The sequence below is a fragment of the Opitutia bacterium genome (genome assembly GCA_016217545.1).
Lineage (GTDB): Bacteria > Verrucomicrobiota > Verrucomicrobiia > Opitutales > Opitutaceae > Didemnitutus.
In genome coordinates, this window is the sequence record JACRHT010000002.1 from 412768 (window position 1) to 429055 (window position 16288).

The window sequence follows — 16288 nt, forward strand, 5'->3', positions numbered from 1 at the left end:
AACCCTGATGCTCACCGAAGACCAACTCGAACAGCAGTGCCTCGGCTGGTTCCGCGACGGCGGCTGGGAGACGGTCTTCGGTCCCGACCTCGCCCCCGACGGCATCGCACCGGAGCGCGCGAACTATCGCGAGGTGGTCTTGGTCGGTCGGCTCCAGCGCTCGCTGGCGCGACTCAATTCCGGCGTGCCCGCGGCCGTGCTCGAAGAGGCGGTGCAGCGCATGCTCAAGCTTGATCACCCGGTCGCCGAGCAGCGCAATCGCGACTTTCACCGACTGCTGCTCTCCGGCCTCAAGGTCAGCTGGCGCGAGGGCGACACGGTCAAACACGAGGACCTGCGGTTGGTGGACTTCGCCAACCTCGACGCCAACGAATTCCTCGTCGTCAACCAGTTCGCGATCAAGGGACCAAACAAGACGCGCCGCCCGGATATTGTCGCCTTCCTCAACGGCCTGCCACTCGCGCTCATCGAGCTGAAGAACCCGGCCGACGAACAGGCTGACGTGTGGAAAGCTTATCAGCAGCTCCAGACCTACAAGGAGGAGATTGCCGATATCTTCGACTACAACGAAGCCCTCATCGTCAGCGACGGCTTTACCGCCCGCATCGGCTCGCTCACCGCCGATCAGGAGCGCTTCATGCCGTGGCGCACGATCAAGAGCGAAGACGACAACCCGGTGCTGGAGTTTGAGGCGGAGAAGATCGTGCGCGGGTTCTTCGACCGGGAGCTGTTCCTCGACTACCTCAAACACTTCATCCTCTTCGAACAGGATGGCGACCGGCTCGTGAAGAAGATCGCGGGCTATCACCAGTTCCATGCCGTCCGGGAGGCGGTGCGAGTGACCGTGATTGCCTCCTCCCCGCCCGAGGCCAACCGCACCGAGGAATCGCGCGCGCCCTATGGCAAGGAGGTCGTGCCGGGGTCGCGGAAGGCCGGCGTCGTCTGGCACACGCAGGGCTCGGGAAAGAGCATCTCCATGGTTTGCTACGCCGGAAAGCTCATCCAGCAGCCGGAGATGAGAAACCCCACTTTCGTCGTCGTCACCGACCGCAACGACCTCGATGGCCAGCTCTACGAAACCTTCTGCGGCGCCCAGGAACTCCTCAAGCAGACCCCCGAGCAGGCCGACAGCCGCGAGGAGCTCCGCGCCAAACTCGCCTCGCGCCAGGCCGGCGGGATTATTTTCACCACGATCCAGAAGTTCGCTCTCGGCGAGGGCGAGGCCCGGCACCCGGCTCTCTGCGAGCGCAGCAACGTCGTCGTTATCTCCGACGAGGCCCATCGCAGCCAATACGGCCTCAAGGCGCGGCTCAACACCAAGACCGGCCAATACGTCTACGGCTTCGCCAAGCACCTCCGCGACGCCCTGCCCGGCGCGTCCTTCATCGGCTTCACCGGCACGCCCATCGAAAGCGACGACCGCGACACCCGCGCCGTCTTCGGCGACTACATCAGTATCTACGACATCGAGGACGCCAAGGCGGACGGCGCCACCGTCGGCATCTTCTACGAAAGCCGCCTCGCTAAGCTCGACGTCAACCGCGCCGAGATCGAAAAGCTCAGCGCCGAGGTCGAGGAGCTCGTCGACGAGGAGGACGAGTCTCAGCGCGAGAAAACCAAGGGCACCTGGTCGACCCTCGAAAAACTCGTCGGCGCCAAGGAGCGCATCGAGGAAATCGCCGCCGATGTCGTCGCCCATTTCGAGAGCCGCAACGCCGTCATGCCGGGCAAAGCGATGATCGTCGGCATGAGCCGCGACATCTGCGCCCGCCTCTACGCCGCCATCGTCGCCCTCCGCCCCAACTGGCACGATGCCGATATCGAGAAGGGGGCGATCAAGGTCGTGATGACCGGCAACGCGACCGACGACAAAGCGCTCCAGCCCCACGTCACCACCAAGCGCCAGAAAAAGCGCATCGAAAAACGCTTCAAGAACCCGGCCGATTCGCTCCGCCTCGTGATCGTGCGCGACATGTGGCTGACCGGCTTCGACGCCCCGTGCTGCCACACGATGTATGTCGATAAGCCGATGAAGGGCCACAACCTCATGCAGGCCATCGCCCGCGTGAACCGCGTATTCAAGGACAAGCCCGGCGGCCTCGTGGTGGACTACATCGGCATCGCCAACGACCTGAAGGCCGCGCTCAAGACTTACACCGATTCCAAGGGCAAAGGCGCCCCCAGCCGCGATGCCGGGGAGTTTCTCGACGTCCTTCGCGCCAAGCTGGACGCCTGCCGCTCCCTCTTCCACGGCTTCGACTATTCCAGCTACGAGACGAGCCCTGTGGCCCTGCTCGTGCCGGCCGCGAACCACATCCTCGGCCTGAAGGACGGCAAGAAGCGTTTCCTCGATCTCGTGACCGCCATCACCCGCGCGTTCGCCCTCTGCGGCACCCTCGACGAAGCCGAGGAACTGCGCACCGAGATCGCCTTCTTCAGCGCGGTGAAAGCCGCGATCGTGAAATACACCGCCGTGGACCGGAAGCTGACCGAGGCCGAAAAACACTCCGCGCTCCGCCGCATCCTCGACAACGCCGTCGTCTCCGAAGGTGTCGAAGACATCTTCGCTCTGGCCGGCCTGAAGAAACCCAACCTCGGCCTGCTCTCGCAGGAGTTTCTGGAGGATGTCCGCGCCATGCCGCAAAAGAACCTCGCGGTGGAGTTGCTGGAAAAACTCCTGCGCGACGAGATCAAGGCCCACACGCGCACCAACGTCGTCCTCCAGAGAAAATTCGGCGACCGCCTGCTCGACGCGCTGCGCAAATACCACAACCGCGCCATCGAAACCGCGCAGGTAATCGAGGAGCTTCTCCAAATGGCCGGCGATTTCAAAGACGCCCTCAGCCGCAACGAGGAGCTCGGCCTGTCCCTGGATGAAATCGCCTTCTACGACGCGTTGGCCGAGCGCCCCGAGGTCCTCCAGACGATGGGCGACGCCACGCTCAAGCAGCTCGCCACCGAGCTGACGGAGCAACTCCGCCGCAGCACGACGGTCGACTGGCAGGTGCGCGACAGCGTGCGCGCCAAGATGCGCATCCTCATCAAGCGCCTCCTCAAAAAATACAAATACCCGCCCGAAGGACAGGACGACGCCGTCGCCCGCGTGCTCGAGCAAGCCGAGGCACTCGCCGACGAATGGAGCAGCAACTAGCGCGCAGACACTTCAACCGCCATCCCCCCATGCCCAACCGCGCCTTCACCAAAAAGCCCAAGGAGAAATCGGAAGACTATCACGGCGCCGCCCAGCTGAATTGGCTGCCTCCGGCGTTTTCTCCAGGCAGCACCGCGACTGTCCCAAAGTCCATCAACCTCGACATGACCTTCGAGGAGGCCCTCAAGTTCTCCGTCGCCGTGCAGAGCTGCGTGCAGGCCCTCAACCGTTACAACCGCGCCACCAAGGCCGGCCGCGACATGGGCCTCGGCCTTTGCATCAAGTTTGATGTGAAACAGGTGACGGTAATGGAAAGCCGAACGGAGGCCAGCGGATGACCACCCACGAACGGGCACTCCAAATCTATCCGGTGCTCATCGCCGCAGCGCACAACCGGCAGGTGCTGAACTACAAAATCGTTGGCGGGTTGATCGGTGTGCCGGCACAAGGCTTGGCCAACCATCTTGGCCACATCATGCGCTACTGCGAACGAGCCGGGCTGCCTCCGCTCACTGCTCTTGTAGTGTAGAGAAGCTCGGGGCGTCCGGGACGCGGTCTCGTAAGCGTCAGGGATCTCAACCGAGACATCGAACGCGTCTTTTCATATCCATGGTTCCGACGTGCGCCACTGACCATTGCCGACCTGCGACGAAACTAGGCGTCTGCGCGTCGAAGCCGCAACGCAGCTCGGCGTCGCTTGAAGAAGTTGTCGCTGACTATCAGGAGCGCCGTCTGCCCGCCGAGCAGGCGTATCTCCGGCACTATCGGGAAAGCCCGTCGCTTCGAGCCGCGATCGAGGAAGCCGCAATGGCCCGGCTGCCGAACGGCAAGCGATTCTCCCACCAGCGGCGAATTCCCGCAGCCAGCTTGCACGCGTTCACGAATCGGTTGCTGGCGAGCCAAGCCCACGTGCGCCGCTGCCAAAATTTCTCCGCTCTGGTTCAGCTACTCCGTGACCAAGGCCGGGGTATTCCTCGCATCGGAGCCCTCACCCTCTACGACACCGCACATCGCTTGGGAGCCTATCTCGGACTCAGCCCCGACAGAGTCTACCTCCACGCCGGTGTGCGTCGCGGTGCCGCCGCCCTCGGCCTCGATCATCGTGCCTCCACATTGCCCAAGGCCGCCTTCCCCCGTGAATTCCAGCACCTCTCGCCGGAACAGATCGAGGATTGTCTCTGCATCTACAAAGCGGCTCTCGAAAAACTCGCCTTGCCAAGTCCGCCCCCCTCCAACCCCGCTGCTTCGCGCTCCTAATTTCGGGCGCACGCAGCGCCGCAGCACCGCTTCAGATCATAGGAGCCAGCTTCGCGACTCTGCTCCCGCGCCGGTCGCGTCGCCGTCCTCCTTCGGCAAGTTCAACCTCAGGCGCATCGTGCCACGCCATTCCGGCAATCCCGTGCAGCCGTGCGTCCAAAGTGCGCTGGAAACGCAGCGGGGACCCGCGCGCGGGCTCCTGATTTGTTGGACGCCCCGCCGCAGTCGCTTCTCGCCTCGCTGACCCGCCTGCGTTTTTCTCCCGCGATGCGTCCCCTCGCCTTGCTTGCCCCCTTGGCGTTGGCGTGCGGCACGGCTCTCGCCCAGCCGGCCGCACCCGCCGAGCCTCCGGTCAAACTCGCTGACTTCGTCGTCACGCCCAGCCGCTACAGCGTCTCGCGTGAAGGCGACGGCTCCAAAGCCACGCTGACCCGCGCCGACCTCGAATCGCTCCCGCAGGTCGGCGAGGACCTTTTCCGCTCCATCGCGCGCCTGCCCGGCGTCGCCGCCGACGACTTCACCGCGAAATTCTGGGTGCGCGGCGCGCCGCAACGCCAGCTCCTCGTCCGCCTCGACGGCGCCGACCTCCTCGAACCGTTTCACCTCAAGGACGTCGACGGCGCGCTCTCCATCGTCGACCTCCGCGCCATCAGCCAACTCGATCTCATGACCGGCGGCTTCAACGCCGACTTCGGCAACCGCGCCGCGGCCGTGCTCACGATGGACACACTCTCGCCCACCGCCGCCACGCCGCACTATTCCGCCGGCCTCAGCGTCACGAGCATGCGCGCCGGCACCGCGGGAACGTTCGCCGAGGGACGCGGACGCTGGTTCGCCAGCGTGCGCCGCGGCTATCCCGATCTCGCGCTCAAGCTCGAAGGCCGTGCCGAGGAGATTTTTCCCCGCTACTGGGATGCCTACGCGAAAACCGAATTCGACCTCTCGTCCGCGCACACTGTTTCGCTGCACCTGCTCCACTCCGGCGACACGCTGCGCATCGAGAACCCCGACGGTCCCGACCTCCATTCCAGCTACGACAGCGACTACGCCTGGGCGCGCTGGCGCGCGACGTGGTCCGAGCGCGTCTCCTCCGAAACCGTCCTCGCGCAATCGTGGCTCGCGTGGCGGCGCGACGGCGCCGGCATCTACCTCCCGCGCTACCGGCTCGAACTCCGCGACCGCCGCTCGCTCGCCGCGACTGCGCTGCGACAGGACTGGAACATCGCCGATTCCGGCCAACTCCTCGTCCGCGCCGGCTGGCAACTCGGCCGCGACCGCGCCGAGTATTCCTATCACCTCTATCGCGAGGACGCCGTCGTCGTGAACGGCGTCGTCACCGCCGTGCCGCGCACGATCAACCTCGCGCCCGCACCCGACAACGACGCCGCCGGCGCGTTCGTCGCCACGCGCTACGCCGTCGCTCCGTCCGTCGCGGTCGAGCCCGGCCTGCGTTTCGACCGCAACAGCGCGACCGGCGACCGCGACTGGAGCCCGCGCCTCAATGCCGCCTGGCAACTCGCACCGCGCACCACGCTCCGCGCCGCGTGCGGAGCCTACGCGCAGGCGCAGGGCGCGCACGAGCTCGCCGTGTCGTTTGGCGACGACAAGTTCCACCCGTCCGAGAAAGCCGAGCATCGCGTGATCGGTCTCGAGCAGCGGCTGCCCGGCGACGTGAATTTCCGCGTCGAAGCCTACGAGCGCCTCACGCACGATCCGCGCCCGCAGTGGTTCAACCGCTACGACACCTACGGCATCTTTCCGGAAGCGCAGACCGACCGCATCCTGCTCGCGCCGACGCGCGCCCACGCGCGCGGACTCGAGTTGATCGCACGGCGGCGCGGTCACGGCGCGCTTGATTGGAGCGCGAGCTACGCGCTCTCCCGCGCGACGCAGGACGTCGGCGGCGCGACCTTGCCGGCCGCGCGCGACCAGCGCCACGCGTTCTACGCCGACGCGACCTACCGGCTCGGCAAATTCTGGAGCTTCGGCGCGGCGTGGCAGTATCACACCGGCTGGCCGACGACCGCGGTGAACTACACCATCGTGCCGCTCGCCAGCGGCAGCCGCACGCTCGTGCGCAGTTTCGGCCCGACGCTCGCGCAGCGGCTGCCTGACTATCACCGGCTCGACCTGCGCGCGAGTCGCACGATCCCGCTGCGCCGCGGCGTGCTGACAGTATTCGTCGACGTCTTCAACGCCTATGACCGCGCCAACCCGATCGCCTACGACTACGACCCGAGCATCGTGAGCGGCGCCGTGCGCGACGGAAAGAAGCCGCGCGACATGCTCCCAATCGTCCCGACGCTCGGCATCAGCTGGGAGGGTTGAGCCCCCCGTGTCGATTGTGGTGCCAATTTCCGGCGAGCCGGCCAAGGATGCTACGCAACAACCTCGATTTTCATCCGACTTACTCCATGCCTGACTTCACTCACTTCATCTTCGTCGACTTCGAAAACGTGCAGGACGTGGACCTCGCGCTCGCCAAGGAAAAGCCCGTGCATGTCACGCTTCTCATCGGAGCAAAGCAGACCAAGGTGCCGGTCAAGCTCGCCACGCAGCTCCACACCTTCGCGGCTCAGGTGACGCCCGTCGAAGTCGGCGGCTCCGGACGCAACGCGCTCGATTTAACGCTCGCCATGTATCTCGGACGCGAAATCGAGCGGCACCCACAGGCGAACTACGTCATCGTTTCCCGCGACCAGGATTTCGATCCCATGGTTACGCACCTGACGAGCGCCGGCGCACGCGTCGAGCGCGTCCCGAGCTTTGCGGCCGTATCCGCATTCGCGTCCGCTCGGAAATCGGTGCGTCCAGCCCGGGCAGCGCGGACGCACGCTCCGAAGCCGCACGCGCGTCCCTCGGCTTATTCCCCCGCCAAACCGCCGACTTCCGCCGCCGCAGCGAAACCGACCGACACCCCGCTCCCGCCGCGCATCGGCATGGACGTCATCCCGGACCTCGCGCGGCGCCAAAATGCCATTTTCGCCCGACTCTCCAACCCCACGAACAAGAACCGGCCCACGACGCAGAAAGCGCTCGCAGCCCATCTGCGGGCGGCGCTCGGCAACAACGCCGCCGAGGCGGACGTGGCCGCGTTGCTGGCGGCGCTTGAGGCGCGACGCGTGTTGTCGATCGATGCGCAGAAGCGGGTTGTCTACGCGCACCGCTAGCCCGTGGTGTTCGGCATGTCTTCCCATCCCTTCGACTATTTTCGCCTCCGCGAAGTTCGGAGCTTCGACGAATTGGTCGGCACCCAACTCACGGACGGCGTCAACGCGCTGTGCTGGCCGCGCGCGCTGCCGGGGGATTTCGCGGAGGTCGCCGCGCGGCTTGCGCGCGACGAGGCCGGGATCCACGCGCTGGACGAAGCGGAGTTGCAAGCTCTGCCGGTCAGCGCCGCAGGCCGCCTCGCGGTCGAGGCGATGCTGGCCGACTTCCGGCTGCTGCGCGATCGGCAGCTCGATCCGGTGCTGAACTTCATCAACGGCTCCGCGCACGACGAGCCGGATGCGATCGTGGCGACCGACGTGTTCTCATGGCACGCCGACCGCGCGCCCGTGCCGCTCGACACCTATCTGTGCACGTATTTCGGGCCGTGCAGCGAAGGCTTGCGCAACGAGGACGCGACGCGGCGCGTCGACGATCCGGCTACGCGCGCCGCGTTGCTGGCGCGCTACGGCGGAGCGGATGACGACGGTTTTCGCGAGTTCCTCGCCGAGCATTCCTACGACCTGCACTACGCGGCGGCACGCGGTGCGCAGCCGTTCGCTTTCGGCCATTTCAATCTCTGGCGCATCGCCGTGGAGTATCCGGCCAATCCGGTGCCGCCGTGCATTCATCGCGCACCGGAAACCGATCCGGGTGAGGTGCGCTTGCTGCTGATTAGTTGAGCGCGTCGTCGGCACGTGGGCTCGAGTCGATTCGTAGCGGATTCACGCGCATTCGATCACGATCAGCCCGAAGCCAACGATCAACTGCCACCGACCGCGCTCCTGTTCCCGAGCGCCTTTCGCGGCGGCCCGTGCTCAGTTGACCAAAAAAACGGCAGACGGACGAGCCGCCTGCCGTTCCATTCGTCGGCGAACAACTAGACGAAATGAAGATCGTGCTCCGGAGCTTTGGCCGCGCTGACCGTCGGCCTATTCGCCAGCGTCTGACGCGGACGCGCGGTGTGGGACGGTGATTTGACGGGGCTGCGGGGAGCGGGCGTGTCGGAGCTCGCGCGGCTGCCGACGAGGGCCTGCAAGGCGCCGACGCTTTCCTTGAGCACCTGCGACTGCGCGCTCAGCTCCTCGGCTGCGGCGGCGGTTTCCTCGGCGTTGCCGGCGTTCGACTGGGTAACCTTGTCCATCTGCGACACGGCGGTGGTGACCTGGCCTATGCCGGTGCTCTGTTCGCTCGAGGCGGTGGCGATTTCGGCCACGAGACCGTCGAGCTTCAGGATGTTGCCCTGGATTTCCTCGAAGCTCCGCGCGACCTCGGTGCTGATCTGGACGCCCTGCGCGCTCTTGGTCACGGAGTCCTCGATCTTGGTCGCGGTTTCCTTCGCGGCCTGCGCGGAACGCTGGGCGAGGTTGCGAACTTCCTCCGCGACGACTGCGAATCCCGCGCCGGCCTCGCCGGCGCGCGCGGCCTCGACCGCGGCGTTGAGCGCGAGGATGTTCGTCTGGAACGCGATCTCGTCGATCGTCTTGAGAATCTTGGTGATCTCCTCCGAGGCCAATTTGATCGCCTGCATGGCAGTCTGCATCGCGCGCATTTGCTCCGCGCCGCGATCGGCGGAGCGGCGGGCGGCGCTGGCGGTCTGCTTCGCGTCCGTCGCGCCCTCGGCGTTGCGCTTGGTCATCGACGCCAGCTCCTCGAGCGAGGCGGCCTGCTCGCTCGAGCCCTCGGCGAGGGACTGCGAACTGGCGGAAACCTGCCCCGCCGCGGCGGCCACCTGCGAGGACGCTTCGTCGAGCGCGCCAGCCATGTCGTGCAGCACGCGATTGATACCCCGAATCACCCACCAGCCGACGATCACGGCGGCGAGCAGCGCGCCGAGCGCGATGCCGCCGGCCCAGTTGGCCGCTGCCATCGCGCTCTCGCGGATGTCGTTGCCCACCGTGGTCGCGACGTCTTGGTTCCACTTGAGCATCTTGGCGAGGTGGTCGCGGTAGGCGTAAAATACCGGCGTATAAGTGCCGTGGAGGAATGCGATGGCCTCCTCTCGCTTTCCGGAGGAGATCAGCTCCACGTAGGTCTTGCGGGCCTCGGCGTTATGCGAGCGCTTCGTTTGCAGCTCGGCGAAGTTCGCACGATCGACATCGTTCGAGATCGCCGCTTCGTAGGCCTTCGCGGCCTTGTCAAAGGCGGCGATATTCTGCGCCATGTGCTCCAGGTGCTCCTGTTTCTCCTGCGGATCCGTGACCGTCGAGAGCAACAAGGCGCGAACCTGGAGGCGCTGGGATTGCGCGAACATCTCGGCACTGTAGACGATGCCGGGCACGGCGTCGTTGACCAGTCGCTGCTCCGCCCGATCCGCGGCGGCGCGGAGCGAGAAGAAGCCCACGGCCGCAACCGTGAGGAGGAGTGCTATGATGAAGGTGCCGCCGGTCACAATCCGGCGCGCAATGGTCCAATGGTTTGTTCGCATGAGAGAGAAATTGCTTTCGCTGCCCATGGCCTTTCTTCCCGATTGGAAGCCCGACCGCAGTGGTTCCATCAAGGGATGCACCCAGCGTGCGGCATACATCGGCGACGCCTCCCAGCGCTTGAGCGGAAAATCGGCCTTCGTCGCGCGTGAAGCGCCCGCCATCGCCAAATCGCTCCGCCACCGCGAGCTAGGCGACGCGGGCGCGCGCGGGAGATTCTCCCGTCGGGGTCGGGCGAGGGCGACCGGGGACAACCGCACCTGGCGGCGGGGGGCGCTTGCCCCCAGCCGCCCTTTTCCGCTGAATCCTTCCGCGATGCCCGAATTCAAATCCAACGACCCGCTGCATGGCGTCACGCTCGAGAAATTGCTGACGGAACTCGTCGCTGAATTCGGCTGGGCGGAACTCGGGCGGCGCGTGCCGGTGCGATGCTTCCTCTTCGATCCGAGCATCAAGTCCTCGCTCACGTTCCTGCGCAAAACGTCGTGGGCGCGCGCGAAGGTCGAGGAGATCTACGTCACTTGGAAACGCGGAGCGTGAACTTGCCCCGCGCGCCGGTCTTTGGAGCATTGCCTGATGCCTCCTGAAAAATCGTCCATCGACGCTTGGTCCGCGGTCGTCGGCACGTTGACCCTCGGCGTGAGTATTTGGAATTTATTCGCGGCCCGACGCGCTGCGAGCCACCAACGCGTCTCCTCCACCGTGACCGGCGAACGTCTCCGCTGGGTGCAGGAGTTGCGGGCCGCGACCGCAGCGTTCATCGGCGCAGCGGACGCGCTGACCGCCGTGCCGCCGCCCGAGGCGGCCAAAGCCGACGACCTTCGGATCACGCTCGCCACCCAAGGCCGCCGGATCCAAGTGCTGCTGCAACCGACCGAGCCGAACGAGACCGATATCTTGATCCAAAACCTCGTTAACGAGATCCGCGGACAGATCGGCGTCGGTAAAGCCGCGGATATCGCGAGCAAATCCAACGCGCTGCTCACCGCCGTGCAGGGCCACACGAACATCGAGTGGTCCAAGGTGAAGGCCGAAGCGCGACGTGGCGAACTGCCAAGCTAGACGATCGCACTGAATTCGCTTTCCCGGCCCGACACGTGCAGGGAAACGAAAACGCGCGAAAGACCGGGCAGTCGCGCTCGTCGCCGACAAGCCTTGCCGCAGCCGACCGCCGTCACTTCAGCGCCTGATAGATGACCGGCTTGTAACGATGGTTGAGGTTGCCGCCGTCGTTGGGCTTGAGCTGCATCATCAGGAGCATCACGAGGCGCTCCTTCGGATCGACGGCGTATTCGGGGTAATAAGCACTGCCCCACCCGTAGGCGCCCTGGCCGATGTTCTCGCCGAGATTGCCCGGCTCCTCGTTGACCCAGAAGCCGAGGCCGAAGGCGCGCGTGCCCCATTTGAAGAGGTCGCGCGTGTGATTGACGTGCATGAGCGCGACGGTGCGCGGGCTGAGCAGGCGCACGCCGTCGAGTTCGCCGCCGTTGACGAGCATTTGGAGAAACCGACCGTAGTCGCTCGCCGTCGAGACGAGGCCCGCGCCGCCGGAGAAGAGCTTGCGCGGGCCGTCGATGAAGTCCGTGCGCTTCGAGTCCTCCATGCGCGTGAGCTTGCCGTCCACGATGCCGTAGACGACGGCGAGGCGGTCGGCTTTTTCCTTGGGCAGATAAAAACACGTGTCCTTCAAGGCGAGCGGGCGGCAAATGCGTTCCTCGATGAACTTGTCGAGCGGCTGGCCGGAGATGACCTCGACGAGGTAACCCAGCACGTCGGTGCCGTAGCCGTAGTCGAAACCCTCGCCGGGCTGCGAAGCGAGCGGGAGCTTCGCGAGGCGCTTCACCACGTCGCCGATCGTCTCGTCGTGATCGACGAGATACCAGCCGTAGCATTTCGCCTTCTGGTAATCCTCCTTCGCGAGAAAATCGCCGTAAGTGAGACCCGCGGTGTGCGTCATCAGGTCGTGGACCGTGATGCCGCGTTTCGCGGGCACGGTGACGTATTTCACATCGGCCGGCGAACCGGGCGGCGGCGACACGGCGACGACGGAGTGCGAAAACTCAGGGATCCACTTGCTGATCGGGTCGCTGAGCAGGAAACGGCCCTCCTCATAGAGCATGAGCGCGGCGACCGTCGTGAACGCCTTGCTCATCGAGGCGATGCGGAAGATCGCGTCGGTGCGCATCGGGATGCGGTTTTCGACGTCGCTATAACCGTAGGCCTTGAGGACGGCGTCCTGTCCGTCGCGCTTCACGATGGCAACGGCGCCGGCGAGTTTGCCGGCGTCGATCTCGCGCTGGATCATGGCGTCGAGGCGCGCGAGCCGCTGCGGATCGAAACCGAGGGCGGCGGGATCGGCGGCGCGCAGCGTCGCGGAAAAAAGAACGAGGGCCGCAGCGAAACACGCCGCGAAACGACGGAGGGCGGAGACACACAGCATGATGCCGCGCAGCCAACCGCATCCGCGCGCATTTGGTAAGCGCGAAGTGTGTGCACTGCGGCGCCCCTCGAGGGAGCGCACCCGGCTGTCTGCGTCAGGTCCCGTCGCCGAGAACAAAGAAGAACGTCGCGCCGGCGCCGGGGCTGCTCTCCGCCCACACGCGGCCACCGTGACGCTCGATGATGCGGGCGACGATCGTCAGGCCGACGCCGGTGCCGGCGAATTCGCTCGCGCTGTGCAAGCGATGGAACGGCGTGAAGAGTTGGGCGGCCTGGGTCATGTCGAAGCCCGCGCCGTTGTCGTGCACGAAGAAAGTGGCGGTGCCGTCAGGCGCGACGATGCGGCCGAACTCGACCCGCGGGCTGGCGGCGCGCCCGGTGTATTTCCACGCATTGGCGAGCAGGTTCTCCAGCGCGATGCGGAGCAACGGCGCGTCGCCCCGCGCCGGGAGCGCCGGCGGCGTCACGAACTCCACCACTCGCGCGGATTCGCGCGCGGCGAGGCCCGCGGCAATGTCGCGGGCGAGCGCCGCGAGATCGACCGGCGTCCGCGTGAGCGAGGCCTCGCGGATGTGCGAGAGGCGCAGGAGATCGTCGATGAGCGCGGACATCCTCGCGACCTGTCGCGGAATCTGCTCGAGCATCTCGCGTGATTTTCCGTCGAAGGCGGCCGGATTGGTGATGCGCAGCAGATCGGCGTAGCCACCAATCACGGCGAGCGGCGCGCGCAGGTCGTGCGAAACGGAGCCGGCAAACGAGGCGAGTTCCTCGTTGGCGTGCTGGAGCGCGCGGGTGCGGTCGGCCACGCGTTGCTCGAGTTCGCGATAGACCTGGACGTTCTCCAGGGCCACGGCCGTGGTGTTGGCGAGCGCGTGCAGGAGCTCGATCTGGACGGGCGTCGCGCGATGGCGCTGCGACCAATAGGTGCCGATGGCTCCGATCGGGTCGTTCGAGCGGATCGGGACGGTCACCAAGCTCTTCACGAACGTGGCTCGGTAGGCGTCGACCGGCACGCGCGGGTCGTCGAAGATATCCTCCACGACGGCAGGCCGGCGGTGAAGCATCGTCCAACCGCTGACGCACGCCTCCAAGGGGAAGCGCCGGCCTTTCCAGAGCGGGGCGATGGCATCCTCGTCGACGTAGTGGCACTGGCCGCCGTCGCGCAGGACGAAGGTGGCGCCGTCCGCGCCGACAAGTTCGCGCGCCGCATGGCGCACGATTTCCTGGACGGTCTCGATGCTACGGGCCTGGGAAAGGTCCTGCACGGCGCAGACCAGACGAGCCAGGTCTGACGGCAAGGCCGAGATGTTATCCTGTGACGCCAAGGACGGATCCCCGGCGCCCGAGCGTGCGTGGTAGGTGCTCATGGCGGCTCCTTTTGGGGTGGCTTCCATCTGGCCCGTGGGGAAGCCGGTTGTGTTCGGAGACACTGATATCCCGGGATCGCCGGGAGTAAAGCCGTCCTTTGGCCGGGAAAAAAAGCAGCCCGCGCGACGGCGCGGGCTGCGGGAAACCGAAACGTGAACGGACCGGCCACTACGGGTGTGCGCGGGTGAGCGAGTAGAACGTCGCCTGCACGTAGTCGCTGGTGTCGCCGGTGTTGTTCTGGTTGTAGACGCCGGCTTTGAAGTAGAGGTCGGCGTTGTCGTAGCCGGACTCGAGCGTGTAGTTGACCGTGGTCGTCGAACCGCCTTGCGGCGTCACTTTCACCGTGAGCGTCCGGCCTGCGACCTTGATCTCGTAGCTCCAGGTGTCGCCGAGTGCGATGCCGTTGGACGGGTTCAGGTTGTTCGGATCGCCGATGATCGCGATGTAGGAGTTGTTATTCGACGGATCGTCGTGCCCGAAGTAGATCGCGCCCTTCGTGTCGCTCGGTCGCTTGTGGTAGTAGAGCCGGATGACTTCGGTGTTGGGCGAGCGGTTGTCGGTGTGGATCTGGCCAACGACGACGCGGCCAAGTTTACCCGAGTCGCCGGTGGTGGAGACGTGGTCGACCGTGAGTGTGGCGTTCATCGTGCCGTCGACGCCGCCGGCGGCGCTCTTTGCGGAACTGGAGGAGGTCGCGATGACCCAGTTGTTGGCGTGCGAATGGGTGTCGCCGCTCGGCGTGATCATCTCGCGCAACTCGGAGCGCGTGTAGTTCGAGCCACCGGTGGTGTCGCCGATGTTCGGCGCTTTGAAGACCATGCCGCCAGTGTCCGCGTCGGTGAAGAACCAGTCGGGGTGTTCGTAGCCGGCGACGAGTTCGGACGCGGAGTGTTCCTCGGCGTTGTTGATCGGGAGCGTGATCTTCCAGTGCGAGAGATCGAAGTTGGTTCCCGGGGGCGCGTTCGGATCGAGGCCGTTGCTCGTGATCGTGTAGGTCGCGCTCGAGACGTTGCTGTCGGTCATGCCGGATTTGTAGGCGATGGCTTTGAGTGTCGTGGTCGACGCGATGCTGATCGCGCCGCTGTAGACCGTGCCGCTCGACGAGGTCGGCGCGGTGCCGTTGGTCGTGTAGCGAATCGTCGCGCCACTCGTGGATGACGAGAGCGTGACGTTCTGCGCGCTGGAATACGTGCCCGCCGCCGGACTGAACGTCGGCGCGGCGACCTGCGGGGGCGGCGAACTCGTGATCGTGTAGGTCGCGCTCGTCACCGTGCTGTCGGTCAGGCCGGACTTGTAAGCGATGGCTTGGAGCGTGGCGGTGGCGGCGAGGTTGACGGGGCTCGAGTAGATCGTGCCCGTCGTCGACGTCGGCGCGGTGCCATTGGTCGTGTAACGGATCGTGGCGCCGCTCGTGGCGGTGGAGATCGCCACGTTTTGCGCCGTCGTGTAGGTGCCGCCGGCGGGGCTGAAGACGGGAGCGGCGACATTGCTCGTGCCGACCGGCGGTGGCGTGCCGTTGTCGAGCGTGACCGCGACGAGATCGACGAGGGCGTTGGCCTCGCGGCAGCGCAGCTCGAGCGTGTGCGTGCCGGCGGCGACGCTCGAGTAGGATTTGTTGCGCCAAGTAAACTGGTTCGTGGAGTCGAACGTGAACTGCGACCAGCTGCCGGAATCGAGGCGCGCCCAGACGGAATCGCTGCTGGTGTTGGCGGCCTTGGCCTTGATCTGCAGGTAGACCGTCGAGGCCGAGGAGAGCGTGAACGTGTAGACGAGACCGCCAGTGCCGGGCGCGGAGCCGGTGCTGTTGACGAGTTCCTTCAACGCGGTGCCGCCCGAGGCAGCCGCGTCGCTGACGAGCGACCAGTAGGAGGAATTGTAGCCGACGGACTGCGCCTCGACGGTGAAGGGCACGGTGCCGGTCGAGCCGCCGCCGCTGGAACCGACGACGCCCCAGACTTCGAGTTCGCTGATGCTATTCCAGCCGTTGCCGGAGGAATTGCCGTGACCGACGATGCGCACGTAGCGCGCGGCGACATCGGTGAAGTCGAAGGTCTGCAGGCCGGCAGTGGTGCCGTTGCTGTTGCCGGACCACACGGTCGTGAAAGCAAGGCCGTCGGTGGAGACCCGGATCTCGAAGTTCTCCGTGCGTGTGTTGCCTTGATACCAGGCGATGTTCACGTAGCTGACGGTCTGCGAGGGACCGAGGTCGAACGTGATGAAGGCTCCGTCGCCCTGCCCCGCCCAGCGGGTCGAGAGGCTGCCATCGACGGCGTTGGCAGGGACGGCGTTGTTGGCGGTGTCGTAGGTGCTCGCCGTGACGGACGCGGCGGGAATGGAGAACTTCGTGATCGTCTGACCGAAAAGCGCTGAAGCAGCGCTCGCGAAAAAGAACAGAGTGAGGAGTAGATTGCGTTTCATGTGGCGAAACTGCGCTGCGCGG

13 protein-coding genes are annotated in these 16288 nt (G+C 65.8%); 9 read left to right on the plus strand and 4 right to left on the minus strand.

Annotated features, from left to right (window positions below):
* Positions 1-7 precede the first annotated feature (7 nt).
* From HZA32_01865 to HZA32_01895, 7 genes are all read left to right on the plus strand, one after another.
* Positions 8-3151 carry a type I restriction endonuclease subunit R gene (locus tag HZA32_01865; GenBank protein ID MBI5422803.1) on the plus strand — a complete coding sequence of 1048 codons (3144 nt, stop codon included), beginning with the start codon at positions 8-10 and terminating at the stop codon, positions 3149-3151.
* Positions 3152-3180: 29 nt separating this feature from the next.
* Entirely contained in the window at positions 3181-3489 is a 309-nt protein-coding gene (locus tag HZA32_01870) for a hypothetical protein (GenBank protein MBI5422804.1), read from the plus strand.
* Entirely contained in the window at positions 3486-3680 is a 195-nt protein-coding gene (locus HZA32_01875; GenBank protein ID MBI5422805.1) for a hypothetical protein, read from the plus strand. Before HZA32_01870 ends, HZA32_01875 begins: the two co-directional genes overlap by 4 nt.
* Positions 3681-3760: 80 nt before the next feature.
* Positions 3761-4408 carry a hypothetical protein gene (locus HZA32_01880; GenBank protein MBI5422806.1) on the plus strand — a complete coding sequence of 216 codons (648 nt, stop codon included), beginning with the start codon at positions 3761-3763 and terminating at the stop codon, positions 4406-4408.
* Between the two features lie 267 nt (positions 4409-4675).
* Positions 4676-6736, plus strand: coding sequence for a TonB-dependent receptor (locus HZA32_01885; protein ID MBI5422807.1), 2061 nt, complete (start codon positions 4676-4678; stop codon positions 6734-6736).
* An 86-nt stretch (positions 6737-6822) separates the two neighbouring features.
* Positions 6823-7578: an NYN domain-containing protein gene (locus HZA32_01890; protein ID MBI5422808.1), complete on the plus strand. Its 756-nt coding sequence runs from the start codon at positions 6823-6825 to the stop codon at positions 7576-7578.
* Positions 7579-7593: 15 nt separating this feature from the next.
* Positions 7594-8298, plus strand: coding sequence for a hypothetical protein (locus tag HZA32_01895; protein ID MBI5422809.1), 705 nt, complete (start codon positions 7594-7596; stop codon positions 8296-8298).
* A 197-nt stretch (positions 8299-8495) separates the two neighbouring features.
* Here HZA32_01895 and HZA32_01900 read toward each other — a convergent pair whose 3' ends face one another.
* A complete protein-coding gene (locus HZA32_01900) occupies positions 8496-10205 on the minus strand; it encodes an MCP four helix bundle domain-containing protein (GenBank protein ID MBI5422810.1) in 1710 nt (569 codons plus the stop codon).
* A gap of 151 nt (positions 10206-10356) precedes the next feature.
* Between HZA32_01900 and HZA32_01905 the strand changes: the two genes are divergently transcribed.
* Both HZA32_01905 and HZA32_01910 read left to right on the plus strand, forming a co-directional pair.
* Positions 10357-10581, plus strand: a complete 225-nt coding sequence (locus tag HZA32_01905; GenBank protein MBI5422811.1) for a DUF2132 domain-containing protein — start codon at positions 10357-10359, stop codon at positions 10579-10581.
* 36 nt (positions 10582-10617) lie between these two features.
* Positions 10618-11103, plus strand: a complete 486-nt coding sequence (locus HZA32_01910; GenBank protein MBI5422812.1) for a hypothetical protein — start codon at positions 10618-10620, stop codon at positions 11101-11103.
* 112 nt (positions 11104-11215) lie between these two features.
* On the opposite strand, the gene HZA32_01915 is transcribed toward HZA32_01910, so the two are convergent.
* The 3 genes from HZA32_01915 to HZA32_01925 all read right to left on the minus strand — a co-directional run bounded on the left by HZA32_01915 (position 11216) and on the right by HZA32_01925 (position 16266).
* A complete protein-coding gene (locus HZA32_01915) occupies positions 11216-12481 on the minus strand; it encodes a beta-lactamase family protein (GenBank protein ID MBI5422813.1) in 1266 nt (421 codons plus the stop codon).
* Between the two features lie 94 nt (positions 12482-12575).
* On the minus strand, positions 12576-13778 hold the full coding sequence (locus tag HZA32_01920; protein MBI5422814.1) for a GAF domain-containing protein: 1203 nt from the start codon (positions 13776-13778) through the stop codon (positions 12576-12578).
* Positions 13779-14016: 238 nt separating this feature from the next.
* The gene (locus HZA32_01925; GenBank protein MBI5422815.1) at positions 14017-16266 is read right to left on the minus strand and encodes a polysaccharide lyase family 7 protein; all 2250 of its coding nucleotides are present in this window, start codon (positions 16264-16266) and stop codon (positions 14017-14019) included.
* Between the last annotated feature and the right edge of the window lie 22 nt (positions 16267-16288).

Bases quoted from the DNA above. Each gene is read 5' to 3' on its own strand.
- HZA32_01890 (MBI5422808.1), top strand. From the start codon at position 6,823: ATGCCTGACTTCACTCACTTCATCTTCGTCGACTTCGAAAACGTGCAG.
- HZA32_01875 (MBI5422805.1), top strand. From the start codon at position 3,486: ATGACCACCCACGAACGGGCACTCCAAATCTATCCGGTGCTCATCGCC.
- HZA32_01910 (MBI5422812.1), top strand. From the start codon at position 10,618: ATGCCTCCTGAAAAATCGTCCATCGACGCTTGGTCCGCGGTCGTCGGC.
- HZA32_01925 (MBI5422815.1), bottom strand. From the start codon at position 16,266: ATGAAACGCAATCTACTCCTCACTCTGTTCTTTTTCGCGAGCGCTGCT.
- HZA32_01915 (MBI5422813.1), bottom strand. From the start codon at position 12,481: ATGCTGTGTGTCTCCGCCCTCCGTCGTTTCGCGGCGTGTTTCGCTGCG.
- HZA32_01865 (MBI5422803.1), top strand. From the start codon at position 8: ATGCTCACCGAAGACCAACTCGAACAGCAGTGCCTCGGCTGGTTCCGC.
- HZA32_01870 (MBI5422804.1), top strand. From the start codon at position 3,181: ATGCCCAACCGCGCCTTCACCAAAAAGCCCAAGGAGAAATCGGAAGAC.
- HZA32_01885 (MBI5422807.1), top strand. From the start codon at position 4,676: ATGCGTCCCCTCGCCTTGCTTGCCCCCTTGGCGTTGGCGTGCGGCACG.
- HZA32_01900 (MBI5422810.1), bottom strand. From the start codon at position 10,205: ATGGCGGGCGCTTCACGCGCGACGAAGGCCGATTTTCCGCTCAAGCGC.
- HZA32_01905 (MBI5422811.1), top strand. From the start codon at position 10,357: ATGCCCGAATTCAAATCCAACGACCCGCTGCATGGCGTCACGCTCGAG.
- HZA32_01895 (MBI5422809.1), top strand. From the start codon at position 7,594: ATGTCTTCCCATCCCTTCGACTATTTTCGCCTCCGCGAAGTTCGGAGC.
- HZA32_01880 (MBI5422806.1), top strand. From the start codon at position 3,761: ATGGTTCCGACGTGCGCCACTGACCATTGCCGACCTGCGACGAAACTA.